At 68.4% G+C, this 21,087-nt stretch carries 31 protein-coding genes; 28 read left to right on the top strand and 3 right to left on the bottom strand.

The window, feature by feature from the left end; genetic code table 11:
- Positions 1 to 19 precede the first annotated feature (19 nt).
- Positions 20 to 328 (bottom strand): hypothetical protein, encoded by a 309-nt coding sequence (locus ABIC28_RS25450; protein ID WP_354581443.1) that lies wholly within the window; start codon positions 326 to 328, stop codon positions 20 to 22.
- A gap of 1,180 nt (positions 329 to 1,508) precedes the next feature.
- On the opposite strand from ABIC28_RS25450, the gene ABIC28_RS25445 reads away from it, so the two are divergent.
- The 7 genes from ABIC28_RS25445 (at position 1,509) to ABIC28_RS25415 (ending at position 8,495) form a co-directional block, all read left to right on the top strand.
- Positions 1,509 to 3,674 carry an FtsK/SpoIIIE domain-containing protein gene (locus tag ABIC28_RS25445; RefSeq protein WP_354581441.1) on the top strand — a complete coding sequence of 722 codons (2,166 nt, stop codon included), beginning with the start codon at positions 1,509 to 1,511 and terminating at the stop codon, positions 3,672 to 3,674.
- Positions 3,671 to 3,982 (top strand): hypothetical protein, encoded by a 312-nt coding sequence (locus ABIC28_RS25440; RefSeq protein ID WP_354581439.1) that lies wholly within the window; start codon positions 3,671 to 3,673, stop codon positions 3,980 to 3,982. Before ABIC28_RS25445 ends, ABIC28_RS25440 begins: the two co-directional genes overlap by 4 nt.
- A gap of 36 nt (positions 3,983 to 4,018) precedes the next feature.
- Complete coding sequence (locus ABIC28_RS25435) at positions 4,019 to 4,369, top strand: hypothetical protein (RefSeq protein ID WP_354581437.1); 351 nt, start codon at positions 4,019 to 4,021, stop codon at positions 4,367 to 4,369.
- A gap of 3 nt (positions 4,370 to 4,372) precedes the next feature.
- A complete protein-coding gene (locus ABIC28_RS25430; protein WP_354581435.1) occupies positions 4,373 to 5,770 on the top strand; it encodes a CpaE/TadZ family protein in 1,398 nt (465 codons plus the stop codon).
- Positions 5,771 to 5,887: 117 nt separating this feature from the next.
- Positions 5,888 to 7,123, top strand: coding sequence for an insoluble domain protein (locus ABIC28_RS25425; RefSeq protein WP_354581433.1), 1,236 nt, complete (start codon positions 5,888 to 5,890; stop codon positions 7,121 to 7,123).
- Positions 7,124 to 7,148: 25 nt separating this feature from the next.
- Positions 7,149 to 7,907: a DUF8176 domain-containing protein gene (locus ABIC28_RS25420; protein WP_354581431.1), complete on the top strand. Its 759-nt coding sequence runs from the start codon at positions 7,149 to 7,151 to the stop codon at positions 7,905 to 7,907.
- Between the two features lie 27 nt (positions 7,908 to 7,934).
- A complete protein-coding gene (locus ABIC28_RS25415; RefSeq protein ID WP_354581429.1) occupies positions 7,935 to 8,495 on the top strand; it encodes a hypothetical protein in 561 nt (186 codons plus the stop codon).
- Positions 8,496 to 8,644: 149 nt separating this feature from the next.
- Here the strand turns inward: ABIC28_RS25415 and ABIC28_RS25410 are convergent, their stop codons facing one another.
- A complete protein-coding gene (locus tag ABIC28_RS25410) occupies positions 8,645 to 8,902 on the bottom strand; it encodes a transcriptional regulator (RefSeq protein WP_354581427.1) in 258 nt (85 codons plus the stop codon).
- 174 nt (positions 8,903 to 9,076) lie between these two features.
- On the opposite strand from ABIC28_RS25410, the gene ABIC28_RS25405 reads away from it, so the two are divergent.
- The 21 genes from ABIC28_RS25405 (at position 9,077) to ABIC28_RS25305 (ending at position 20,178) form a co-directional block, all read left to right on the top strand.
- Positions 9,077 to 9,676 (top strand): hypothetical protein, encoded by a 600-nt coding sequence (locus tag ABIC28_RS25405; RefSeq protein ID WP_354581425.1) that lies wholly within the window; start codon positions 9,077 to 9,079, stop codon positions 9,674 to 9,676.
- A 50-nt stretch (positions 9,677 to 9,726) separates the two neighbouring features.
- Positions 9,727 to 10,749: a DUF3560 domain-containing protein gene (locus tag ABIC28_RS25400; RefSeq protein ID WP_354581423.1), complete on the top strand. Its 1,023-nt coding sequence runs from the start codon at positions 9,727 to 9,729 to the stop codon at positions 10,747 to 10,749.
- Between the two features lie 88 nt (positions 10,750 to 10,837).
- The gene (locus tag ABIC28_RS25395) at positions 10,838 to 11,137 is read left to right on the top strand and encodes a hypothetical protein (RefSeq protein WP_354581421.1); all 300 of its coding nucleotides are present in this window, start codon (positions 10,838 to 10,840) and stop codon (positions 11,135 to 11,137) included.
- A gap of 41 nt (positions 11,138 to 11,178) precedes the next feature.
- Positions 11,179 to 11,856, top strand: coding sequence for a 3'-5' exonuclease (locus ABIC28_RS25390; RefSeq protein WP_354581419.1), 678 nt, complete (start codon positions 11,179 to 11,181; stop codon positions 11,854 to 11,856).
- A 26-nt stretch (positions 11,857 to 11,882) separates the two neighbouring features.
- On the top strand, positions 11,883 to 12,899 hold the full coding sequence (locus ABIC28_RS25385) for a hypothetical protein (RefSeq protein ID WP_354581417.1): 1,017 nt from the start codon (positions 11,883 to 11,885) through the stop codon (positions 12,897 to 12,899).
- Positions 12,900 to 12,991: 92 nt separating this feature from the next.
- A complete protein-coding gene (locus ABIC28_RS25380) occupies positions 12,992 to 13,546 on the top strand; it encodes a GNAT family N-acetyltransferase (protein WP_354581415.1) in 555 nt (184 codons plus the stop codon).
- Between the two features lie 100 nt (positions 13,547 to 13,646).
- Positions 13,647 to 13,895 carry a hypothetical protein gene (locus ABIC28_RS25375; RefSeq protein WP_354581413.1) on the top strand — a complete coding sequence of 83 codons (249 nt, stop codon included), beginning with the start codon at positions 13,647 to 13,649 and terminating at the stop codon, positions 13,893 to 13,895.
- 598 nt (positions 13,896 to 14,493) lie between these two features.
- The gene (locus ABIC28_RS25370) at positions 14,494 to 14,697 is read left to right on the top strand and encodes a hypothetical protein (RefSeq protein ID WP_354581411.1); all 204 of its coding nucleotides are present in this window, start codon (positions 14,494 to 14,496) and stop codon (positions 14,695 to 14,697) included.
- A gap of 44 nt (positions 14,698 to 14,741) precedes the next feature.
- The gene (locus tag ABIC28_RS25365) at positions 14,742 to 15,218 is read left to right on the top strand and encodes a hypothetical protein (protein WP_354581409.1); all 477 of its coding nucleotides are present in this window, start codon (positions 14,742 to 14,744) and stop codon (positions 15,216 to 15,218) included.
- 68 nt (positions 15,219 to 15,286) lie between these two features.
- Positions 15,287 to 15,793: a transglycosylase SLT domain-containing protein gene (locus tag ABIC28_RS25360; protein ID WP_354581407.1), complete on the top strand. Its 507-nt coding sequence runs from the start codon at positions 15,287 to 15,289 to the stop codon at positions 15,791 to 15,793.
- Positions 15,794 to 15,986: 193 nt separating this feature from the next.
- The gene (locus ABIC28_RS25355) at positions 15,987 to 16,214 is read left to right on the top strand and encodes a hypothetical protein (protein WP_354581405.1); all 228 of its coding nucleotides are present in this window, start codon (positions 15,987 to 15,989) and stop codon (positions 16,212 to 16,214) included.
- 96 nt (positions 16,215 to 16,310) lie between these two features.
- Positions 16,311 to 16,748, top strand: a complete 438-nt coding sequence (locus ABIC28_RS25350; RefSeq protein WP_354581403.1) for a helix-turn-helix domain-containing protein — start codon at positions 16,311 to 16,313, stop codon at positions 16,746 to 16,748.
- A 40-nt stretch (positions 16,749 to 16,788) separates the two neighbouring features.
- Complete coding sequence (locus ABIC28_RS25345) at positions 16,789 to 17,145, top strand: hypothetical protein (protein WP_354581401.1); 357 nt, start codon at positions 16,789 to 16,791, stop codon at positions 17,143 to 17,145.
- A gap of 58 nt (positions 17,146 to 17,203) precedes the next feature.
- The gene (locus tag ABIC28_RS25340; RefSeq protein ID WP_354581399.1) at positions 17,204 to 17,497 is read left to right on the top strand and encodes a hypothetical protein; all 294 of its coding nucleotides are present in this window, start codon (positions 17,204 to 17,206) and stop codon (positions 17,495 to 17,497) included.
- A gap of 29 nt (positions 17,498 to 17,526) precedes the next feature.
- The gene (locus ABIC28_RS25335) at positions 17,527 to 17,754 is read left to right on the top strand and encodes a hypothetical protein (protein ID WP_354581397.1); all 228 of its coding nucleotides are present in this window, start codon (positions 17,527 to 17,529) and stop codon (positions 17,752 to 17,754) included.
- Positions 17,751 to 18,059 carry a hypothetical protein gene (locus ABIC28_RS25330; protein WP_354581395.1) on the top strand — a complete coding sequence of 103 codons (309 nt, stop codon included), beginning with the start codon at positions 17,751 to 17,753 and terminating at the stop codon, positions 18,057 to 18,059. The genes ABIC28_RS25335 and ABIC28_RS25330 overlap by 4 nt, the downstream gene beginning before the upstream one ends.
- A gap of 239 nt (positions 18,060 to 18,298) precedes the next feature.
- Complete coding sequence (locus tag ABIC28_RS25325; protein WP_354581393.1) at positions 18,299 to 18,697, top strand: hypothetical protein; 399 nt, start codon at positions 18,299 to 18,301, stop codon at positions 18,695 to 18,697.
- A gap of 184 nt (positions 18,698 to 18,881) precedes the next feature.
- A complete protein-coding gene (locus tag ABIC28_RS25320) occupies positions 18,882 to 19,199 on the top strand; it encodes a hypothetical protein (protein ID WP_354581391.1) in 318 nt (105 codons plus the stop codon).
- 73 nt (positions 19,200 to 19,272) lie between these two features.
- A complete protein-coding gene (locus ABIC28_RS25315; protein ID WP_354581389.1) occupies positions 19,273 to 19,605 on the top strand; it encodes a hypothetical protein in 333 nt (110 codons plus the stop codon).
- A gap of 34 nt (positions 19,606 to 19,639) precedes the next feature.
- On the top strand, positions 19,640 to 19,909 hold the full coding sequence (locus ABIC28_RS25310) for a hypothetical protein (RefSeq protein ID WP_354581387.1): 270 nt from the start codon (positions 19,640 to 19,642) through the stop codon (positions 19,907 to 19,909).
- A 56-nt stretch (positions 19,910 to 19,965) separates the two neighbouring features.
- Entirely contained in the window at positions 19,966 to 20,178 is a 213-nt protein-coding gene (locus tag ABIC28_RS25305; protein ID WP_354581385.1) for a hypothetical protein, read from the top strand.
- A gap of 270 nt (positions 20,179 to 20,448) precedes the next feature.
- On the opposite strand, the gene ABIC28_RS25300 is transcribed toward ABIC28_RS25305, so the two are convergent.
- A partial coding sequence (locus ABIC28_RS25300; protein WP_354581383.1) for a hypothetical protein occupies positions 20,449 to 21,087 on the bottom strand: 639 nt, incomplete at its 5' end.

Raw genomic sequence — 21,087 nt, 5'->3', positions numbered from 1 at the left:
GGTGATCAGGCATGCGAGATCAGGCGACGTTGATGCCGAAGAGGCTGAGGATCCAGTTGCCGATGCCGGTCGCGGCGCTCTCGCTGCTGGAGAGGCTGAAGAACGCGATGCCGACGAGCGAGAGACCACCAACGGTGAAGACCTTCGACAGGTTGCCGCGCATACCGCCGGCCAGGATCACGCACGCGATCAGCGCGAGGATCGTGAAGACACCGTTGTCGCTGATCCATTTGCGCAGGCCGCTTGTGTTGACGTCGGTCTGTTGGGCGAGGACTTCGACGTGGGGGGTCGCGATCGCGAGATCGGCGACTGTGGACGTGAGGGACATGAGCACTCTCCATCGCTGAGGTTCGGTCGGTGCACCTGAATCTGGATGCGCGTGACCGTAAGTCGATTTCGCGTTTTATCTCAAAGGGGTGCCCACTACCCCGACCAGTCCGTTGCGCTGGATCCGCAGGACTTGTGGTCTCGGAGTGGTCGTTTCAGCAACAGTCGAACAGCTCGATAGCGACCTCACCGCGCAGGCACCGGCAACACACGCAGCTATCTCGGTGCACACGAGGGTGATTCACGGCGCCGGAAGTCCGGCGTGCGCCAGAGATGGGAACGCAGGCGTAGCAGCGGGCGCTAGATGACTCCCTCGACCGCGCGGCGGCAGCGGCACTCTCAGGGCGTTAGCGCGCAGAGAGGCTAGGGGTGCGCACATCGGCCCAATTGGGCGCGGGATCGAGCGGTACTCAGGGGCGCCGCTGGAAGGCGGTATCGGATGCCGCACGGAACCTGGGTTTCACGGCAGTTCCCTGAGGGGGCAAATCGAGGCCCGGTGAACAGGGCTCTGAGAAGCGCTCAGATGTGCGGTGGAAATGGGGGCCGGGATCTGCGCCGCAATTCGGCGGTGATTCTGAGCGCTCAAAAAGGCGCTCCCACGCCCCACCCCTCCGGGGTCACTCCCCCCCGGCGTTCCTTGGGGGGGGAGTGTAATCCAGAATTCCGCTCCGCGCCAACACCTTTCGGAACGCCCACTTGGAACGCTATCCGCAGCGCTCGACACCGCGTCGCGCCGACCGCTCACCCCAGGCTCGTCGCCACGCTCACATCAACGCTCGATCACGCGGGAACAACCGCTCCCTACACCGCGCCACGCAGGGCGCAACCGAGCGGTCACACGAGCGCTGAAATCCCGTCCACTCACCGCTCGTGTGGGCGCTCGGCGGACCGCTGCAACAACGCCCACCCACACGGGGATCCGAGCGCCCACACGAGCGGTGAATTGGGGCGCACGTCAGACCGCGTGCCAAGCGCGTGTGAGAGCGCTCAAATCACCGCATATCGAGTTACCTCTGGGCGCGGATAGCCGGGTTCAGAGACTGTGCGCGCCAGCGGTGTTCGTCGCCCGAACGGGTAAGAGTCACCCTGTTGAGGAAAATTGCCGTTTTCTGCCACTGTGCTCAAAGACGCCTCCACGGGCGGCGTTCGGAAGGCAACGACGCGAGCGAAAGGCGTAGGCGGTGAGCGGAAATCACGACCCACTCAAGGACTGGTTGGTGGCGTTTTGGCGCGACACCTTCGGCGATTCCGGCAACGGCCGCGGCAACCAGCTCGGCAAGGACGGCCAGCCGACGCGCATCCGCAAGTTCACGCCCCTTTCGCCCATCGTCATCGTCGCCGCTGCGGCCGCTGTGTACTCCCCGCGCATCATGGAGGCAGTCAGCAACGAAGCGGTCGTCGAGGCGCTGACGACGCTGCACAGCTACCGGGTGCTGCTCGTTGTCGCGGCGGTCGCGCTCGTCGCGGTCGACGTGGTCCGCCACCGCATGCACAAGTGGTCACAAGCGCTCGAATCGGTGGTCCGCCAGGGCACCGGGCATCTGCCGAAGAAGACCACCATCGCGTTCCCTCCCGGGTGGCGCGTGATCCGCCGCGCCACGGTCAAGCTGCCCCGAGGCAGCGTCATCCGGCCCAAGCAGTTCGAGGAGCTGTCCCGCGCGGTCGAGGCCACCTTCCCCGGCAATGACGCGTGGGACGTCAAGGTCCGCCACGAGGCCCACCACGACCGCATCGTCGTCACCCGCGAAACCATCACCCCCGACACCCGCAGCGACCGGCAGAAGGCCCTCCAGTCAGCGATCGACAGCACCCCGATCTTCAAGGACCCCAAGGTCACCGTCGAGACCGTCGACGAGGACGGCATCGAGACCGGCTACCGGATCGCCTTCGAGAAGTCGATGAACGCAGGTGCCAAGGGATTCCAGATCAAGGTCGAAGAGGCCCTCGCCTCCCTCGCGGGCGAGCACGAGTCCGGCCGCAACTGGACCACCGACTGGTACCCCGACAAGGGCCACCTGATCATGCGTCTCGTCTCGCCGATGCCCACACGTGTCGATCACCCGCTTGCACTGGTCGACGAGAACCTGCGCCACCTCCCGTACGCCACCGGTATTGCGGACCGAACCTTCTACTGGGACACCTCCACCAGCTCCAACAAGCCGCACTGCCTGATCGTCGGACCCACCGGCGGCGGTAAGACGTCGGTGATCCGCACGCTGCTGACCGAGGCCGCGCGCCGGGGGATCCCGTTTGTCGGAGTCGATCCGAAGATGATCGAACTCGACGGCCTAGAGGGTTACCCGGGCTGCGGCGCGATCATCTACGACGCGCTGCGCGCCGCGATGTTCGTCCGCGCCCTGCACACGGAGATGATGGCCCGCAACGCCTACATCCACCAAGAGAAGATCGAGGGCTCGCAACTGCCGCTGATGATCGCGGTGCTCGACGAGTTCTTCATCCTCTCCGGCAAGTGGCAGCGCCTGGCCAAGACCGGTGACGACGAGACCCGCGAACAGCTCAAGGAACTCGATCCGCTCGGCGCATGGGCCGACCTCGCCGTCCTCGCACGGTCGGCCGGCATCCGTCTTTTGCTCGGTGTGCAGCGCCCGGACGCCTCGCTGTTCGGTGGAGCCTCCGGCAACGCCCGAGACAACTTCGGCACCCGCATCTCGCTCGGCAACCTCTCGCAGGACGGTGCGCTGATGATGTGGGGAGACTCCACCGTCGGCCGCGAGGTCGATACCTCCGTCAAGGGCCGCGGCATCGCGCTCGGCGACGACGGCAATCCCACCGACGCGCAGATGTGGTGGACCCCGAACGTCGACCGCCACCCGAACAAGTGGAACCAGCTCGCCGAGAGCGAGATGGCGATCATCGACGGCCTCATGCCCGCCGAGGCACCAGGGTTCACCTGCTACTCGTCGGAGCTGGCCGCGTTCATCGAATCCGAACGTGCCCTCGCCAAGCGGGCACGCACGCACGGCCGCGCCCCCGAACCGATCGTCATCGGCACGTCCGCTGCTGAGGATGCAGACGCCGAGACAACTGGAGTTCCCGCGTCGGCACCGATCGCGGAGGCCGCGCCCGAGCCCGTTGTCGAGGACGACTTCTCAGACGTCATCCCCGCCTCTGCCGTCGAGGCCGGCCAGACCGTCCTCGTCGACAACGACAACGGCGTCCTGGTCCCCGTCACCGTCGACTCAGTCGATGTCCGCCGCAACAAGCAAGGCGATGTCGTCGAGACCGTCCTGACCATCGGCAACGGCGCAGTGAAGACACGCATTTCGTTCGACGCGAAGGAGGTCGTCCTCCTCCCCGAAGCCGACCTCGTCGGAGCGTCCGCATGAGCAACCACATCGACCGCAGGAAGGAACAACCCATGAACCACGCCGAGTCACCAGCACCGCCCCAGTACCTGACCCAGCGCATCGACGATCTCGCCGAGCACGTCGACAGTCCCGCCGCGGCCATGGAAAAGCAGGTCGCCGACCGCTGGCGGCAGCGCGAGTGGCCCGCGCCGATCCCCGGCGCTCTGGGGCGTCCGGGCGCGGGCAAATCCTCGATTCTCGGCGGCAACTTCGCCTACCGGATCGCCCTTCGCGACGGCTACAACGCCGCCGCTGCGGCCGAGATGTTCAAGCCTCTCAACCCCTGACCCCCAGCTCCACCCACCACCACCGAAAGGAACACCATGAGCCGCCGAATTTCCCAGACCATTGCCCCGACCTCCGAGGACGTCGCCGTGCTACGCCTGGCCTTCGTGTCCAAGGGCGCGAACGACCCCGTCATCAAGGCGATGCGCGAGTTCCTCAAGGACTCGGTTCCCGCATGGCTGCCCAAGATCGGCGAGAACCAGGAGCTGACCCGTGAGCGGCTCGCGGAGATCCGCGAGGCGGCGAACCAGCGCCGCCTTGTGATCGCTGCCCTGCCCGAGGGCCCCGCCCGCACCCAGGCACTGGAGGAACTGGATCGTGCGGAGAGCGCGGCCATCGACATGGACACCGCGCTGGCCGGTGCCAATGCCTTCGGCGGGACCGAATAGACGATGAGGCCGACCGTTGATGTCGAGATCACCTCCAAGTCCACCGCGCGCGCCACCCTGGCGGACGCCGAGGTTCCTCCGATGAAGTTGGAAGCGACCGAGGGTAAGACCATCGGCGCCGTCGTGCACGAGTTCCTGCACCAGCTGGCGCAGGAACACGACACAGTCGTCGAGGTCGTCGTCCGGACCGAGAAGGGCACTGCGTTCCGGACCGTCCACCCGGACGGGACCGCGGCGGAAAGCGCACCGAGCATGCCGCTTCCGATCGTCACGACCACCACCCCCGCACCGGTGGCCGCGGAGCCGGTCTCCGCGCCCGTGATGGTCGCGGCCGACCCGATCGGCCACGACGTGGCCCTGGACCCCATCCAGGTGCCCATACAGGCCGCTTCGCGCCCGGCTGCTGCCCCCACACCTTCCCCGGTGGGGCAGCGGCCGGCAGCGCCGACCACGGGCCCGATCACGGGGCCGCTGAACGTGTTCCCGCAGCTGTCCGCGCCGCGCGCGGACCCCGAGTCGAGCGACCCTGCTCGGCTCGGGCTGCGGGGCCGGGTGAACGCTGTACTCGGTCTCAAGCTCGCGCCGAAGACGGACTCGCTCGAGATGCGGCTGCGCGGCGCGCAGACCACGATCGCGCGCCCGCTCCCCGAAGGCGCAGTGGTCACCTTCGCCAACATCAAGGGCGGCGTGGGTAAGAGCCCGATGGCGATCGCATTGGCTGAGGGGCTGGCCGAGCACCGTGGCCCCGCCACCGTCTCGTGCCTGGATCTCGGGGAGGTCGGCGGCAGCTTCGCTGACCGCGTCGCCGTGCCCCCGACCGCGGGGCAGGACGTGCTCAGCCTGCTCGCTGGCGCGGCCAACGATGCCCGGCCCACCACGCTCGGGCGGTACATGACCCGCCAGCCGTCCGGCTCCGACATCATCGCCGGGCGGGCCGAGGCCCAGGCACCACTGAGCTACGAGGACGCCGCGGCGCTCTCGACGATCCTGAGCCGCCACCGCGACCTGGTCGTAGTCGACACCGGCAACTCGACGATGGCCGGCAGCTGGCAGTGGGCGACCGACGCCGCGCACGCGGTCGTGGTGCCTCTGCCGATGCGCCGCGACGCGGCCAAGGGCGCTCAGCACACCCTTGCCGCGATCGCGGCCAAGCGTCCGGACCTGCTGGCCCGCACCGTCGTGGTCATCACCGATGGCCCCGGGGACGCGCCCATGGTCGAAACCGAGGCCGTCGACGCGCTTTCCGCGCTGGGGGTGCAGCTGTGCCGGATGCCGTTCGAGCCGCTGTTCGCCTCCGGTGAGCGCATCGCGTACAGCCAGCTGCGGGGGGAGACGCGGGCCGCACTGACCGTGCTCGGGGCCACCGTCGTCGGCCTGATGACGGGCGTTGCCATGGGCTGATGCGCTGGCCCGGGCAACCAGTCCGGGCGTGACCGTCCCTACCCCCGATCCTTCCCATTCCCGAGAAGATCCCGGCCTCACCACGAGGCCGACCCGAAGATGAAAGGCACACTCGCGATGAGCAACGAGATCACCACCGGCAACCGCGCCGCCCGCCGCGCTACTCGAGCCCGGCACCGCCGCCAGACCGCCACCCAGGCCGCCACCGCGGTGGCCGTGGTCGCCGCCGCCCTGGCCTCCGGTATCGGCGCGGCGGGCGCCGCGCCCACCCAGGGCGGCACGACCGGAGGGAACACTCAGGGCGGCACCACCACGGCCCCCGCCGCGCAGCCCGAGGCCGCCCCCGCCCCGGCGGCCGCCCCGGAGGCGCCTCCGGAGTACTGGGTCGCGCCGCCTGCCGAGTACCAGAACACCGAATGGCGCGAGCTGCCGAACTACGACTACGGAAACAACGTCTACGTGGCACCCGAGGACACGTACGTTGCGCCCGTGCAGATCCAGGAGCTGCACCTGCCGACCCCGGTCGCGCCGACCGCGCCGATCATCGCCCCCCGCGACAAGATCCGCCTCGGTGAGGTCCTGATCGAGCAGCCGAACTGGATCTCCGACCGCGACGCAGCCCGCACCAACGGCACCTCCGCGGTCATCGAGTCGCAGGTCACGGACTTCTGGCGGTCGGTCGGTGTGGACACCACCCGCGCCGAGCGCATGGCCGCCGCGCAGGTCGCGGGCGGCGCGACCGGTGCCATCGCCGGTGCCGCCGCAGCCGGTGTCCCGGCCGCGGTTGTCGGTGGCCTGATCGGCGGAACCGTCGGCGGCAACATCGGTCTCGGCATGGGCGGGGTCATCTCGGTCCCGCTTGCGCCCGTGCCCGGCCTTCCCGCCGTGGTGGTCGTGCCGACCACCGTGGCCGGCACCGCAGCCGGTGCCGCGATCGGTGCAGCGGTCGCCGGTGTCCCGGCCGCCGCGGCCGGCGCGCTGATCGGTGGTGCGGCAGGTGTTGCCGCCGGTACGAACTTCGGTGCCGGTGACCTGAGTCAGCCGCAGGAGATCAAGGTTCCCGACGTCGACCAGGCCGCCGTCACCGCCCAGACCGAGACGGTGCTGAACGACTGGAACAACTCCGGCCCGGTCGGCCAGGCCGCGGCGGCCGCCGTGGTCAACACCGTCGAGACCGCGGGCACGGTCGATCAGCAGGCCCGCGACCTCGTCACCGCGCAGCCCGGCGGTGAGCAGATGCTCGAGCAGGTCGACCAGGCGCTGAACGGGTTCTTCCGCGACGCCACCCCCGGCCTGTCCGGAAACCTGATCTCGAATGCAGTCGGCGACGGAATCGCCCAGCACAACAACTGATCCCAGAAAGGGTGGGTGCAACACCATGAAGATGTCGAACCTCGGCCGCAGCTCGGCGCGGCATCCTGCCGTGATCGACCTTCTCGGCGCCGCTCCCACCACGAAGGTCCCGCCGGGCACCACCACCAGCGTGGTGCCCGGCGGGGCGCCCACGCGGCCGCTGAGCGCCCCGGCGGCCACCGCGCCGCCCACGGGGCCCGGTCGCCTCTCTGGGCTCGGCGGGCGCCGACCCGGGAAGAAGACCGTGGCCGTGGTCGGCGCCGCCGCGGTGGTCCTGGCCGGCGCCGTGGTGATCGGCCAGTTCGGTGGCGACGACACCGCCCCCACCCAGGCGGAACAGACCTCCGACTTCGGGCCGACCGATGAGAACGGGCTGCCCACGCTCAACCTGCCCGAATCTGAAAAGGCCGAGCCGGCAGGGCAGACCGAGCAGAGCGCGCCCCCGCTCGGCGGGGGTGAAGAGTGCCGCGCCGAGCGCGGAGACCAGCGCAGCGGCGACGGCGTGATCGCCGCGTGGAACCACGCCTACTACACCCAGCGCAGCGGTGCCGCGGCTCGCGCGCTGGCCACCCCGAACTCGTCCGTGGTGCCCGCAGACAAGCTCCAGGGCTTCATCAACGAGGTGCCTGTCGGCACGACCTACTGCCTGAGCACCAAAGCGCTGACCGAGGACGTCTACCTCATGGATCTGTCCGAGCTGCGACCTGGAGGCGCGCAACGGATCACGCAGACCGTCACCACCAAGAAGATCGACGGCAAGTGGTTCGTCGACGTGTTCAACTGACCGGACCCCGGAGAGGACTTCCCCCGAATGACCAGCTCACGCAACGCCACAGCCACAACCGCCGTCACGTTCGCTGCCCTTGCCGCCGTGGCGGTCCTGGTTGCATGTGGCAGTGACGGGCCCCGAGATGCCGCGTCGGTCACCACCTCGACCAGCGGAAACATCGTCACCAAGACCAGCACCGACCTCGGCAGCATCGTCATCGGGTGGGGAGAGGAGCACTCCGACACCGAGATCACCACGCCCCAACCCGGCCAGGTCACCGCGCGCTGCACCGGCCGCGGCGACGACCTGGCCGTGGACATCACCGCCCCGCACGGCTGGAAGATCCAGGCCCGCCATGGCTCGCCGACCCTGCGCGTCGAGAACACCGACCAGCACCTCGCGGCCACGGACATCGACACCACCGACAGGTTCCTCGCCGCCGCCGATGTCGACGCCAGCAGCAAGTTTCTCGACACCCTCCAGGGCGTGAGCTGGTCCGAGGGCGACCAGCTCGACATCGCCGCCGCGGCCGACGCCCCCGCCGACTGGCAGCGCACCCACAGCGGCCGCGTCTACCTGTCCATCCACGTCGACTGCGGCTGACCTGCGCAGATGACACGTCCCGGCCGGTGCGCTCGGAGGGATCGAACGCGACAGTGCCCCCGCTCCAGATGTCGGAGCGGGGGCACTGCGCTGTGTGGAGTCGGTGCTCTGAGCTGGGAAGATGACACGTCCCGCCGTGATGGAGTGGGCTATTCGGTGGTGTCGGTGTCCTGGGTGCGGCGGCGTGGTGGTCGGCCGCCGCCGGCGCCGCGGCCTGGCCGGTTGTTGATCCACTCAAGAACCTTGCGTCGGTCGTACACGGGGGAGTTGCCGACCTTGCCGATCCGAGCGGGTGCCTGCCCCCGGGCCTCGTACGAGTAGTAGGTCATGGGCTTGATCTCTTTGCCGGTCTCTTGCTTCATCAGCTCGATGATCTGCTGCACGGTGATCTCGTTCTTGCTGGGCATTGCTGTCTCACCTCCTCGCGGTGGGTATGGGTTGTCCAATTCTGGAACCTTACAAGACCTCATTGTGTCGTTAGAGGTCACCTTGTCTGCGGTCTGTAGCGCCATGGGTTGCAACTATACAAAAGTTGTTTGTATAGTTAAACCTGTAAGCCGCACCGCCGAAAGGAAATCCACATGTCGCTGATCGCACTCGCCGCCCTGCTCTCCCTGGCCGGTCTGCTCATCTGGACCATCGGCGCGCCCCTTCTGCGCTTCGGCGGCGCCCTCGCGGTCATCGTCGCGCTGATCTCCATCGCGGGAGGCGCCCCGATCACCTCCCGCCTGAGTCTGATCGCCCTCGGCGCCACCGCCTGGCTGGCCGGCCACTTCCTGGCCGCCTACAAGACCCGCCACTGGCACTCACGCCTGGCCGAGAACATCGTCACCCACACCCCGCTGCGATACCTCGACCCGGTCAACGCCCACACGCACCGCCAGGCCCGCCGCGAATCCCGCAGCGCCACCACCGAACCGAACCGCGAGCAGACCCCGGCCACCGCTCCCACACAGCTCGACCACTTCGCCGAGTGGGAACGCGAGCTCACCCCCGCCGACCCGGCCCCGGCCCGACGACCCGCCGCCAAGCGCGCCCCCGCCCGCCCCGCCGCCCGCCCCGCTGCCCCCTCCCGCAGCGCCGTCTACGGCAAGCGCGCCGCCAAGGCCGCCACCAACCTCGCCGTCCGCAAGGTCCCAGGGGCCCGCGCCGCACGCTCGGCGTGGCGGTTCCTCAAGTGACCGCGACGCGCCCCCTGACCTGCACCTCTGAACGAAAGGACGGACCGCCCATGTCCGCACTGACCATCACCCACACCCCCGCCGAGGGAACCCTCATCGACGGCACCTCCCGCGGCGACACCGCCGGTCCGATCCTTAAGGCCAGAGGCTGGCGCTGGTCCCGCAACCTCGAATCCTGGTACGTGCCGCGCTCGCGCGACGTCGCCCCCAAGCGCGTCCTGATCAACATGACCACCGAGAAGCTGCGCGAGGCGGGGTACACCGTCGACATCGACATCGACGCCAGCTACCGGACCACCGCCGAGGTCGAGGCCGACAAGATCACCCGCCAGGCCGCTCGCGTCGACGCCCTCGACGCCAAGGCCGACCGCAAGAGCGGCGCCGCCGACGCCGCCTGGGAGGCCGACAAGAAGGCACACGCGGCGCTTCCCGAATTCGGGGAACCGATCAAGGTCGGACACCACAGCGAGGGACGGCACCGCCGCGCCGTCGACAAAGCCTGGAACGCACTCGGAAAGGCCGTCCACGCCCAGCGCGACGCCGCCACCGCCCGCGGCCGCGCCGACGCCGCCGCGAAGACCACCGACGCGCGCTACGCCCCGAACACCGTGGCTCGCCGGATCGAAAAGCTGACCGCCGACCGCAACCGCTTCGAGCGCGCCCGCGACGGCTACACCCGCACCCTCTTCACGCACCCGCAGACGGGACAGAAGCAGGTCGAGATCCACGAGCCCGCCGACGGCGCCTACCGCGAACAGCTGGACGTCGAGCTCGCACGCGTCGAGGACGAGATCGCTTACTGGTCCGGTGTGCGTGAGCAGCAGCTCGCCGACGGGAAGACGACCGCCTACAGCCGCGACGTCATCGTCAAGGGCGACCGGGTCGCCTACAACAGCCACGGCTGGCACGAGGTGCTCAAGGTCAACGCCAAGTCCGTGACCATCCCGTCGATCGTCGGCGGCACCTGGACCGACCGCGTGCCCTACACCGACATTCGCGGCCTGCACGACGAGACCGGCGCCACCGTCCGCATCGTCGACGGCGCCCGCGTCATCGACACCCCCGCCGCCTGACCCACCGAACCGACGGGGGCGCCCCGAGACACACCAGGCCGGGGCGCCCCCGTCCACCAACCCTGATCGACCACGCGAGGAGACGACCATGACCACCACCACGATGACCAACCGCCACGGCGACGAGATCCACACCGGCCAGCTCTGGACCGACGACCCCCGCCGCGACGTGCGCCGCACCCTCCACGTCGAAACCTTCGAGGACGCCGGTTCCCTCGGCACACAGGCGGTCTGCACCGTCATCCGCGCCCACAACACCACCACCGATGAGATCACCGAGCCCGGCCGCGTCGTCACCATCAACATCGACCGCCTCCACACCACCGCTGGCGGCAACGGCTACCGGCTCGCCGAGGCCGCCGCCGAGCAGCCCGCCGCTACCGCGTGATGTCAGGGCCCCGCGAGACCATGGCCACCGAGGAGGTACCGATGACCGTCACCATCACCCCGCGCGAGTGGGCGATCAGCATGCTCGCGCCTGGGGTCGCGTGCATCCTCGACGTCGAGACCACCGGATTCGTGGGGTCGATCATCGAGGCGGCGGTCATTGACGCCGCCACCGGTGAGACGTTGCTCGACACCCTGGTCGACCCCGGCTCGGTCGCGATCGAACCCGAAGCGCAGGCCGTGCACGGCATCACGGCTGCCGACCTCGTCGGCGCGCCTACCTGGCGCGAAGTGCTGCCCGCCCTGGCTGCCGCCACCGCCGGTCGAATCGTGCTCGCCTACAACGCCCCGTTCGATCGAGACCGGGTCCTGCACGACTGCCGGTGCGCCAACATCGAACCCGGGCACCTCTTCGACCCGGCGCGCTGGCACTGCATCATGGCCCGCCGCTCCGAAGCTCTCGGAACCGAGTTCAGGGTCAAGCTCGACGGCGGTCACCGCGCCCTCGGCGATGTCCACGCCGCCCGCGCAATCGTGCAGATGCTCGCAACCGGCCACCCCGACACCGCCCCCGGCGCCGTCCAGGTCAAGCGGGAACTGTTCTGGGCGCGCTGGGGCTGGAGCCGCGAGCTCCCAGAGGCCGAGCGCCTCGCCATCGAATCTGTGTGGACAGACAGCGCAATCGAGCTGGCCGAGTTTCCACGGCTTCTGATCCATTGACCAGCAACAACAAGGGGGACAACGCCATGGACGAACGCGACGAGCTCAACGAGAAATCGGCCAGCGCGGAACTGGACCAGTCCAACGACGGGGAGTCTGACGGCCCCGGCTACACCACGAGCCGGCCGGAAGCGCCTGCCGCCACCGCTCCCCGAGGGCCCAGCTCGGGCCCGGGATCCGGGATCCGGAAGGCGGCCGACGCGGTCGGATTGCTCCTGTCGGTGATCGGGTTGGGCGGCGTGATGGCGGGCGCAGGCGGCGCCGTCCTGTACTGGGCGGCTCGCCTCCTGGGGGATGTCTTCGACACGGTCGCAGCGACGCTGGGTAGGACCAGCGACTACAGCGACACGGGCATGGAGTGGTTGTGGCCCGGGTCTGCCGTCGTGGCCGGTATCGGACTGGGCGCGGTGATCGTGGGCGTACTCCTGCTCATCCTCAGTGAGCCGGAGGACGAGCAGCCGTCGACGCTCACCCGCGGTGAACTCGCGGCCGCCCCTGTCGAGTTGCAGAAGCCGATGGTCGCTGCGCTCGGGGCGGCGAGCACCATCCGCTGTTCGGCCGCCTACAAGGACGGTTGGCTGCCCGAGGTGGACCTCGACGCCGCGGTGTGGGACCTGGCCGAGCACGTCAAGATCGGCGCGCAGCTGCACCACCAGCTCGCCGCGTTTGCAGACGACGACTCGGCCGAGCACCACATCCAGATCGACGAGGCCCGGACCGCGCTGCACGCCGCAATCGACCACGTCAGCCGCGGTGCACAACGCCTCGTCACGATCGCCGAGCAGACGAAACGGCTCGACGACCAGCTCGACGACCAGCTCGCCGAACCGCAGCGCCGGGCCGAGCTCGAAGCCGAACGCGACCGCCAGGCGGCCGCTCTCGCCGACCGCGCCGCGCAGCTGGCCGATACCCGAGACGCACTCGCGAACATCAGCCCCGCACTCGACGACGTCGCAGACGCTCTCGCCGGGAGGCTCGACGCCTACGCCGAGCTGCCCGTGCACCCGGATCGGGGCAGCGCCGCCCCGACGACTACACGCTGATCTGGAGTGGGGAGCGCGCATCCCGCGGCTACGCAGGACGCCTGCCCCTACTCGGGCCGGAGGCACCGGCCATCACCACAGGGAGGGAACCCATGACCACCACACCCACGATCGAGAGCGTGGAGACAGACACCGCGCTGCGCAAGGTGACTCAGCTCTTGCAGCAGCACATCAGCGGCATCGGGGCCGATTCGCTGGGCGGGGACATGGCGAATCGCGACGCCGCGGACCCGGAGGCGGTCGGGTTGTTCATCCGCGACGGCGCGCGGACCGTGGCCGCGATCAACTCGCATCGCCCGGTGTCGTTTGCGACCGGGCTCACCGCCGCAATGCCCGGCCAGGTGGCGACGGCCACCGAACTACTGATCGCCACCCGGTCGCTCGAACACCTCGCGGTCGCACCCTCGTATCGCGGCCGCGGCTACGCTCGCGCCCTCGTTGCGGCCGCTGAGGAGCGCCACCGCGCCGCGGGAGGCATCGACCTGTGGTTCGGGTTCGTCGACGACCGCGAAGGCGCAGCGCTGCCGATGTACGAACACCTCGGGTTCACCAGCATCACGGACCCTGGCCAGCTGCCCGGCGTCGCGAGCATCCTCGGCCGCTCCCGCGTGTCCCGGTCGGGCACCTGGATCTACAAGAACCTCTGAGAGGATCACGCACATGCAGTCGAAATAGCTCTCTGAACTGCATAGATGACACGTCCCGGCGGTCAGCCGGAGCCACACGAACCTCTGAAGGGGGAATCACATGGACGCACTGGGATGGATCGCCATCGCGATCCTGGTCGGGGTTTCGATCACGATCGTGCGCGCGGTGAAGTCGACCCCGCGGCCGGGACCCGGCCGCGGCAGTCGACTCAGGTCCGGCAGCGACGCATCGACGGGAGCGTGGAGCGGAGTCTTCGTCAGCGACAGCGGCCCGAACGGCGGCGGGTGGGGCGGTGGCGGTGACTGCGGCGGATCGTCGGGCGGCGGAAGCGACTGCGGCGCAGGGTAATCCTGACGGAGGATGTGAAAGGGGCGGGCCTGGGGCAACCTGGGCCCGCCCCTTTTCGCTTTGTCCGGCGCCGCGGCCCAGCAGTCGCGCCGTGATGAAACTTCCCGAAGACCCACGTCTACCTGCATAGATGACACGTCCCGGCGGGAGCTCCCGCGCCCGCCGCGGCGCCCAAGCGGGCGGGCTGGGCGCCGCTGGCTGGAGGAACCACACGACTGTGCGGCATGACGCCGAACCGGTGGCCATACTGGCCGCCACCCGGACTCGGGGCGAGATTCCCACAGGGCCAATCACTGACCACATGCTGACGCTCGCCTTGCCGACCAGCTGCGTCGGATTAATGTGCCCTGAGCTGGGGATATGACACGTCCCGGCATTGGCCGGCCCCCCGTGATCGGCCACGGTGGGCATCGACGCACGCCCCCGTGGTCCAGCAATTTTCGTATGCCCGCGAGCCCTCGAAAACCTGGGGTGACCTGCGCAGATGACACGTCCAGGGCATGGCCGCGGCGGCCTTCGCTCCTTCAAAGGGTTGCAACTATACAAAAGTCTTTTGTATAGTTACGTCATCGAACACCCCCCACCGAAGGAGCCGGAAATGTCGAATTCCACTGCCGCCGAATACATCACCCCGGACTGCACGGTCCCCGTCGCCGAGATCATCGCCTGCTACGGCGGCGACTACAACGACGGCCGGTTCGTCGACGTCGTGCTCGTCAACGGCCAGGAGGTGCTCGGCGCCAACGCAAACGACGTCAACGTCGGCGACGTGATGCGCGGCGGCCTCGTCACCGCCGCCTGACCGTCCCCGCGCCCGAACCGCCCACCCAGACACAGGAGATCGCCATGACTGCCACCGCCACCGTGCTCCCCACCGGCTTCGCCACCGAGGTCGACGGGGCCGCCGCGCTCGTCGTCGGCTACGTCCACGCGTTCCCGCACCACCCCGCCTCGGGTAGCTGGGTTCGCCCCTTCGCCCAGGGCGACTCCGTCGCGGCCGCCACCGGCGTGATCGGCGCGCCGCTCTACGCGCTCGTCCGGGTCGACTGGGCCACCGAGGTGATCACCGTCGACCCCATCAGCCGCAGCACCCGTAGCAACTTCGTCGCAGGAGTGCTCGGCATGCCTCGCGGCACCACCTGGTACCTGCACCCGGCCGTCTACGACGCCGAGAACGGCGCCTACGCGCTCGACTCCCACGGCTACGGCGCCAGTGCGGCCAACGCGCTCGTGCCCGGGCAGGCCCGCGCCGAGGTGCAGTCCTGGGGTCACGACGGTGGCGGTGTGCCCGCTGAGGTGCGGGTCCACAACTTCCCCCGCTAGACCACCCGCTGGTGCCGGAAGCCCGGCACCAGCGAAGGTGGACCCTCCGCTGTAGGAAAGGAACTCGCATGTTCGCCCTCTCCATCCGCCGCGCCGCGCTCGCTATGGCCACGGCAGCGGCCGGAACGGCCGCGCTGCTCGCCGCCCCGGTAGCCGCAGGCGCCAGCGCGCTCGACCGCGTGCCCGCCGACTTCGCGCCCTGGATCCGCGCCGCCCCGGCTACGTGCGCCGCACCGCAGATCACGCCCGAGCTCGTCGCCGCGCAGATCGAGTTCGAGTCCGGATTCGACGCCCGCGCCGTCGGCCCGCTCGGCCAGGCCGGGCCCGCGCAGCTGCTGCCCGACCATTCCGGCGACCTCCGTGACGACGACGGCAGCGGCGCGGCCTCTCCGTTCGACATCGGCGACGCCGTGCACGCGCTCGTGCGCATCGATTGCCGCCTCGTCGACCAGCTCGCCGCCGCCGGGAAGTCCATCGACCCGGAGACCATCGCCGCGGCCTACAGCGCGGGCGTCGGCGGCATCGACCAGCCGATCGCGCGCGAGTACGCCCGCGCCGTCACCGAGGGCCTGTAACCGGCCCGCAGCGCGCACCGAGGGGCTTCGCCCGAGCTGGGGGAGTCCCTCCGATGCATGTCCAGCCGCCGCGCCGGCCATCTGTCGCGACCACCGAAAACCCCAGGTCGAGGCACCGCTTCAACCTATCGCTTGTCAATTGACAAGCGATAGGTTACGATTAGCTTGTCAATTAAACAGAGAGGTGCGAGGATTGCCGCAGAAGTTCAGGGGAATCGACCGGGACACCAAGGTGGTCCTGAAGGCACTCGAGAAGGCCGGATTCGAGATCCGCGAATCCAAGAATGGCCATCCGCTCGTCTACAAAGACGGCCAGATGATCACGACCTTCTCGAAGACGGCTAGCGACCGTCGGGCCTTCAAGAATGCCCTGGCGCAAATCAAGCGCCAGACCGGGTTCCAGTGGCCGCCCCGCCACTGAGCTGACGAAGGCGGGCCGGGGATGTAGGTAGCACCCCCGGCCCGCCCTCATCGAACCAAACCTCGCACCAGAGACGAAACAGAAAGGACCAGACCAGTGACCACACAGGACTACAACGTCGTCGCCGAACTCGACGTGCCGTTCGATGAGGGGACCTCCGACCAGCTGCTCGCCCCGATCGCCGACCACGGCGGCGCCGTCGGCCGCTCCGAACTTGGCCGCACCGAAGTTGTCTTCACCCTCCCTGCCGACTCCGTCCGCCAGGCCAACACCACCGCCCTGGCGATCCTCGACACCTACCCGTGGCCGCTGCTGTCGATGCGCGTACTGACCACCGCTGACTTCGACCGCCTTGCCGAGGCGGTCGAGCTGCCGCCGCTGGTGTCTGTCGCTGAGGCCGCCAGCATCCTCGGAGTCGCCCGCCAGAGCGTCCTCAACGCCATCAGCACCAGCAAGCTGCCCGCCACGCGCGTTGGTGGCACCTGGGTTCTGCGCCTGTCCGCAGTCGAGGCCCACGTACGCCACAGCGCATAGACGCGCCATCGGGAACCGAAACTGACACAGGGGGAACCACATGCACCACAACCGAACCGAAAGGCGGCCAGGGATCGGCCATCGCAGCCGCAGAAGCGCGGCCGTGCTCGCGATCGCCGCGGCGGCGCTGCTCACCACGTCCGCCTGCTCGGCGGTGTACGGCGACCCGGCGCGGGAAGAGGGCCCGAAGGTGATCGAGGTCCGGGGTGACGCCCCGCCGATCGTCAGCGCCCACACGGTCACCCTTCCCGACGGCGCGCAGGTCCTGTGCATCTGGGAAGCGAATAACGCGCTGCAACAGTCGGGTGGCGGGGTGAGCTGCGACTGGGCGAACAAGACCGCGGCCACCGTGCCCCCGATGACGGTTCCCTCGATAACGCTGCCGCCGCACCCGTGACCGATCGCCCCAGCTCGGGCGGACTGCCGCGAGCAACAGCAGAGTGGAGACACCGACGATGACCATCTACACCTGGATCGGCATTCCGATCCTCATGGCAGGGGTAATCCTGATCCTCGCCAGCGCCCCGAAGTCCGACGCGCTCGCCGGGGCGGGGCTGCCGCCAGGCAAGCACCGCATCAGGCACGGGATCGGCGTGGGGCTGGCTGTCTTCGGATGCGTCCTGATGAACTTCGGCGCCCTCACCTCCGACGTGCCTGGGGTGCTGAAGGTCATGACCGGGGCCGCCGCCGTGATGCTGCTCGGGGTCGTCGTGAGAGCTACAGCCAAGGTCCGTAAAGACAACGCCTAACCAGCAGAAACCCACAGGGGGAACAACATATGAGCGACACCAAGTACGTCGAGATGGACATCCGCGTCCGCGCGCGCGTGCGCGTGCCCGAAGGCCAGGACCTGGCCGACATCTTCGAATCCCGCGAGGTCTGGGAATCCGGGGTCGTCAGCGAGTTGCAGGCCGACCTCACCGGCGAGGACGTCAAGCAGTACATCGAGAAGGCCGAGTGCGACATCGAGGTCCTCGTCGACCCCGACGAGTGGGAACTGTCGTGACCCGGCACGATTCGATGCGCACCACCGACCCGGAATCGACCGAGAAGCCGCGCCAGGTGATCCGCCCGGCCACACAGGTGGTGTCCGATCTGACTTCCATCAACCCGGGCGGTGAGTCCGCCCCGCGGATCCTCGACGAGGTATGGCACCGACGTGAGCCCGATCATCTCGACCTCGCGGCGTCCGCCCGCCGGTCGCGCGAGTTCTGGATCCTTCCCGTCGCTTCGCCAGGGCTGGTCGGGAAAGTGAATGCCCTCACCCGCCTCGGCCGCCAGCAGGTGCACAACCTGCCCGATCTCGACTGACCCGAAGTACCCCATGCGGCCCCTGTGCCCACCTCGGGTGCGGGGGCCGCTTCTATGTCCTGACCTGTGTAGATGACATGTCCCGCGCGGTGCGATGTGGGCGGCCGGCGACCTCTGATTCACCGCGCCGCCGTCGCGGCCATGCTTCACCTCGCGACCGACAGCAATCCGCTTGAACTATACAAAAGTCTTTTGTATAGTTTGGTGCAGTGGTTGACCGAACCGAAAGGGACTACACGATGACAAGCGCTGAGCAGGTCGTTCTCAATGCCTCCGACCAGGCCGCGGTCAACGGCACTCACTACATCGAGGAAGTCGTCCGCGTGCCACTGATGCGCGACCTCGACGGCATCAACTTGTGGGTGCTCGATCCCGCAGCTTTGGATCTCGCGCCTGAGTCCGACTATGACGGGCCGCAGAACCGGGAGTGTCGGTGTGGACAGCCCGAGGAATGTGCAGTCGTAGTGAACGAAATGGCGGAGGAGTCACTCCCGGACGCCGAGGAGCTGATGCACATCCTCGCCACCGCTCTCGGCTTCACGGCCATCAAGAACGAGCTGATCGACTCGGCCGGAGTCGCCCCCGCATTGACGGCAGCCCTTCGTTTGCAGATGTCCGGTCCGACTGACGGCGACTGACCGCCAGTACTCCGCGAGGCCCCTGCACTCACCTCGGGTGCGGGGGCCGTTCTGTGTCTTGACCCGCATAGATGGCACGTCCCGCGCGCCAGCGGCTTCGATGCGACGTCCAGGCCCTCGACTTGAACTATACAAAAGTCTTTTGTATAGTTACGGCAGTAGGAACGACCGAAAGGGCCACAACATGACCACTCCCGCACCGGCTTTCATCCACCCCTCCGACCAGGCCGCCGAGCGTGGCACCCACTACCTCGAAGGGGTCGTCCGCGTCTACATGATGCGCAGCCTCGACGACACCGACACCTGGGTGCTCGACCCGGCCTCGATCGGTGATGAGGCCCTTCTCGGGGACGAAGACGTGGAGAACGGCAACTGCCCGTGTGAGCGGCCCGACGAGTGCAACGCCGCCGTCGAGCGAATGGAACAGCTGTTCATGCCCAGCGCCGAGGAGCTGATGCACATGCTCGCCACCGCTCTCGACTTCACCGCCACCAAGAACTGACCCACCCGGCCAGGGCCGCCACCAACGGCGGCCCTGGCCCCTGCCCGCCAGCCCCGGACGAAAGGACCACCGCATGACCAACACCAACACCTACACCGCCGCGCTCGCCGCGCTCCGCACCACCACCGACCTCACGGCCTATGACGACGAGGGCTTCGCTCTCCCCACCCCGGAGACGGGAAGCCTGGATGCGGCCGAATCGCGCGCTGTGCGCGCTCTGAGGGCCGTTTCCGGCGTCGCTGCGTACGTCGAGGACGGTGAGCCCGCCGACGACGTCACGACGCCGTTCGTGGACCTCATCTCGGACACGCGCCATCTGGCAGACCATCTCGGCGTCGACTGGAGAGAGGTCGAGCGCCGCGCCGAACGGAACTACCTCGACGAGTCGGTCACCGACCCGAGCTGACCGACCAACCCGGACCCGCCGAAAGGACCACCGATTGACCCCTGAACTCGAACTGATCATCGTCCGCGACCCCGACGGCTACACCCACGTCGACGCGTTCCTCGGCGGCGAACCGATCGACGCCACCGAGTACGTCATCGACGCAGGCGCAGGCGCTGACTGGGAGGGCTGGAAGGAAACCCGCGACGAGAACCTCGCCGCCGCCTCGCCCGCAGCCCGCGCCGCGCTGCTCGGCCACTACGACGACCCGCCCGGCGGCAAGTACGTCGAGGGCCGCGACGACGAGCCCTGGATCGACCAGTAGGGCCAATCGTTCACCTGACCCGCACAGACGACGTTGGACCAACGGAAGGAACCACCATGATCAGTGAGATCGCAGCCAGGATCGACCCCGCAAAGGCACAGATCGCGTGTGCCAACATCCTGGTCTCGCTCGGCGGATACGCCGAGTGGAGCTCGGACCACCTGGAGTGGATCGCGGACGCATTGCGGCCGGTCCATGAGGGGACTGGCCTTCCCAGCTACACCGATCAGGATGACGCTGCGGTCGAGTTCTGGGAGCAGTACCTGTAGTTGCCCGCTGCGCGTCGAGAGCCTGGCCCGGCTTCATGCTGAGCCAGGCCAGGCGGCGCAAGCGGCGCGGCCCTCACGCCTTTGATGGCGTGGGGGCCGTTTTGCGTCTTGACCGGGTGTTGATGGCATGTTCGGGTTGGCTTGATGAGGCTCGGCCCTACCGGGCAGGGTGGGGCCGGTGGCAGGTACAGCTCGGTCCTGGCGTCCCGAACCTTCCGTCTCGGTTCGGGTTCCCGTGTTGTGGGGTGGAACTGCAACGGGGATGTCCCGCTAGCTCGGAATGGGTTCGTAGTCTGCCCCGGCGGTGGAGATGGTCAGGAATACAGGACGCTCCCTCGTTGTCCGTTCACCGACGCCGACGAGGAATGAGATCCCCATTCCAAACGCGACGTTGTGAGGGGCTTCGATATGGAACTCCGACTCGCTGTCGATCTGGTGGTGCACGCCCTGATACTGGTAGCCGTAAGGCTGTACGCGGAGATAGCCGTCCCGTCCACCTTCGATGGTGGTGGATACCAGATAGGGGCCGTCGAACAGGTGGACCCTCCCAAGGACGCCGTCACCCTCAATGCCCCACAGAAGGAAGAACTTCGTCAGGCGGTAGCGCTCTTCGTTCTGGATGACGGGCGTGGGGAGGGGGATGTGGAACCACCGGGCGCTACCCCCGATGAAGATTGCCTGGAACCCCCACCCGCGGTGTCGACATATGGGGTTGTCGGGCCACCAATCGTCTATCTCTGGGACGGTCGAGTTTCCGTGAGTCCAACTCGCGCTTGAGACCATCGGGTGCTCACCAACTTTCGTTGAGGGGTGTCGCTGCGCCGCCGAAAAGCGAATGGTCGGTTCTTTGATTGTCCCCGGATACCGGACTCGTCCGGTAGGGGGCGTGGGGTGGCTGCGGGCCGTGTT

Origin of the sequence: Rhodococcus sp. PvR044, from assembly GCF_040548995.1 — a bacterium.
GTDB lineage: Bacteria > Actinomycetota > Actinomycetes > Mycobacteriales > Mycobacteriaceae > Rhodococcus_G > Rhodococcus_G oryzae.
This window is presented reverse-complemented; position numbering and strand designations above follow the sequence as displayed.

Bases quoted from the DNA above. Each gene is read 5' to 3' on its own strand.
- ABIC28_RS25450 (WP_354581443.1), bottom strand. From the start codon at position 328: ATGTCCCTCACGTCCACAGTCGCCGATCTCGCGATCGCGACCCCCCAC.
- ABIC28_RS25440 (WP_354581439.1), top strand. From the start codon at position 3,671: ATGAGCAACCACATCGACCGCAGGAAGGAACAACCCATGAACCACGCC.
- ABIC28_RS25435 (WP_354581437.1), top strand. From the start codon at position 4,019: ATGAGCCGCCGAATTTCCCAGACCATTGCCCCGACCTCCGAGGACGTC.
- ABIC28_RS25430 (WP_354581435.1), top strand. From the start codon at position 4,373: ATGAGGCCGACCGTTGATGTCGAGATCACCTCCAAGTCCACCGCGCGC.
- ABIC28_RS25425 (WP_354581433.1), top strand. From the start codon at position 5,888: ATGAGCAACGAGATCACCACCGGCAACCGCGCCGCCCGCCGCGCTACT.
- ABIC28_RS25420 (WP_354581431.1), top strand. From the start codon at position 7,149: ATGAAGATGTCGAACCTCGGCCGCAGCTCGGCGCGGCATCCTGCCGTG.
- ABIC28_RS25415 (WP_354581429.1), top strand. From the start codon at position 7,935: ATGACCAGCTCACGCAACGCCACAGCCACAACCGCCGTCACGTTCGCT.
- ABIC28_RS25410 (WP_354581427.1), bottom strand. From the start codon at position 8,902: ATGCCCAGCAAGAACGAGATCACCGTGCAGCAGATCATCGAGCTGATG.
- ABIC28_RS25405 (WP_354581425.1), top strand. From the start codon at position 9,077: ATGTCGCTGATCGCACTCGCCGCCCTGCTCTCCCTGGCCGGTCTGCTC.
- ABIC28_RS25400 (WP_354581423.1), top strand. From the start codon at position 9,727: ATGTCCGCACTGACCATCACCCACACCCCCGCCGAGGGAACCCTCATC.
- ABIC28_RS25395 (WP_354581421.1), top strand. From the start codon at position 10,838: ATGACCACCACCACGATGACCAACCGCCACGGCGACGAGATCCACACC.
- ABIC28_RS25390 (WP_354581419.1), top strand. From the start codon at position 11,179: ATGACCGTCACCATCACCCCGCGCGAGTGGGCGATCAGCATGCTCGCG.
- ABIC28_RS25385 (WP_354581417.1), top strand. From the start codon at position 11,883: ATGGACGAACGCGACGAGCTCAACGAGAAATCGGCCAGCGCGGAACTG.
- ABIC28_RS25380 (WP_354581415.1), top strand. From the start codon at position 12,992: ATGACCACCACACCCACGATCGAGAGCGTGGAGACAGACACCGCGCTG.
- ABIC28_RS25375 (WP_354581413.1), top strand. From the start codon at position 13,647: ATGGACGCACTGGGATGGATCGCCATCGCGATCCTGGTCGGGGTTTCG.
- ABIC28_RS25370 (WP_354581411.1), top strand. From the start codon at position 14,494: ATGTCGAATTCCACTGCCGCCGAATACATCACCCCGGACTGCACGGTC.
- ABIC28_RS25365 (WP_354581409.1), top strand. From the start codon at position 14,742: ATGACTGCCACCGCCACCGTGCTCCCCACCGGCTTCGCCACCGAGGTC.
- ABIC28_RS25360 (WP_354581407.1), top strand. From the start codon at position 15,287: ATGTTCGCCCTCTCCATCCGCCGCGCCGCGCTCGCTATGGCCACGGCA.
- ABIC28_RS25345 (WP_354581401.1), top strand. From the start codon at position 16,789: ATGCACCACAACCGAACCGAAAGGCGGCCAGGGATCGGCCATCGCAGC.
- ABIC28_RS25340 (WP_354581399.1), top strand. From the start codon at position 17,204: ATGACCATCTACACCTGGATCGGCATTCCGATCCTCATGGCAGGGGTA.
- ABIC28_RS25335 (WP_354581397.1), top strand. From the start codon at position 17,527: ATGAGCGACACCAAGTACGTCGAGATGGACATCCGCGTCCGCGCGCGC.
- ABIC28_RS25325 (WP_354581393.1), top strand. From the start codon at position 18,299: ATGACAAGCGCTGAGCAGGTCGTTCTCAATGCCTCCGACCAGGCCGCG.
- ABIC28_RS25320 (WP_354581391.1), top strand. From the start codon at position 18,882: ATGACCACTCCCGCACCGGCTTTCATCCACCCCTCCGACCAGGCCGCC.
- ABIC28_RS25315 (WP_354581389.1), top strand. From the start codon at position 19,273: ATGACCAACACCAACACCTACACCGCCGCGCTCGCCGCGCTCCGCACC.
- ABIC28_RS25305 (WP_354581385.1), top strand. From the start codon at position 19,966: ATGATCAGTGAGATCGCAGCCAGGATCGACCCCGCAAAGGCACAGATC.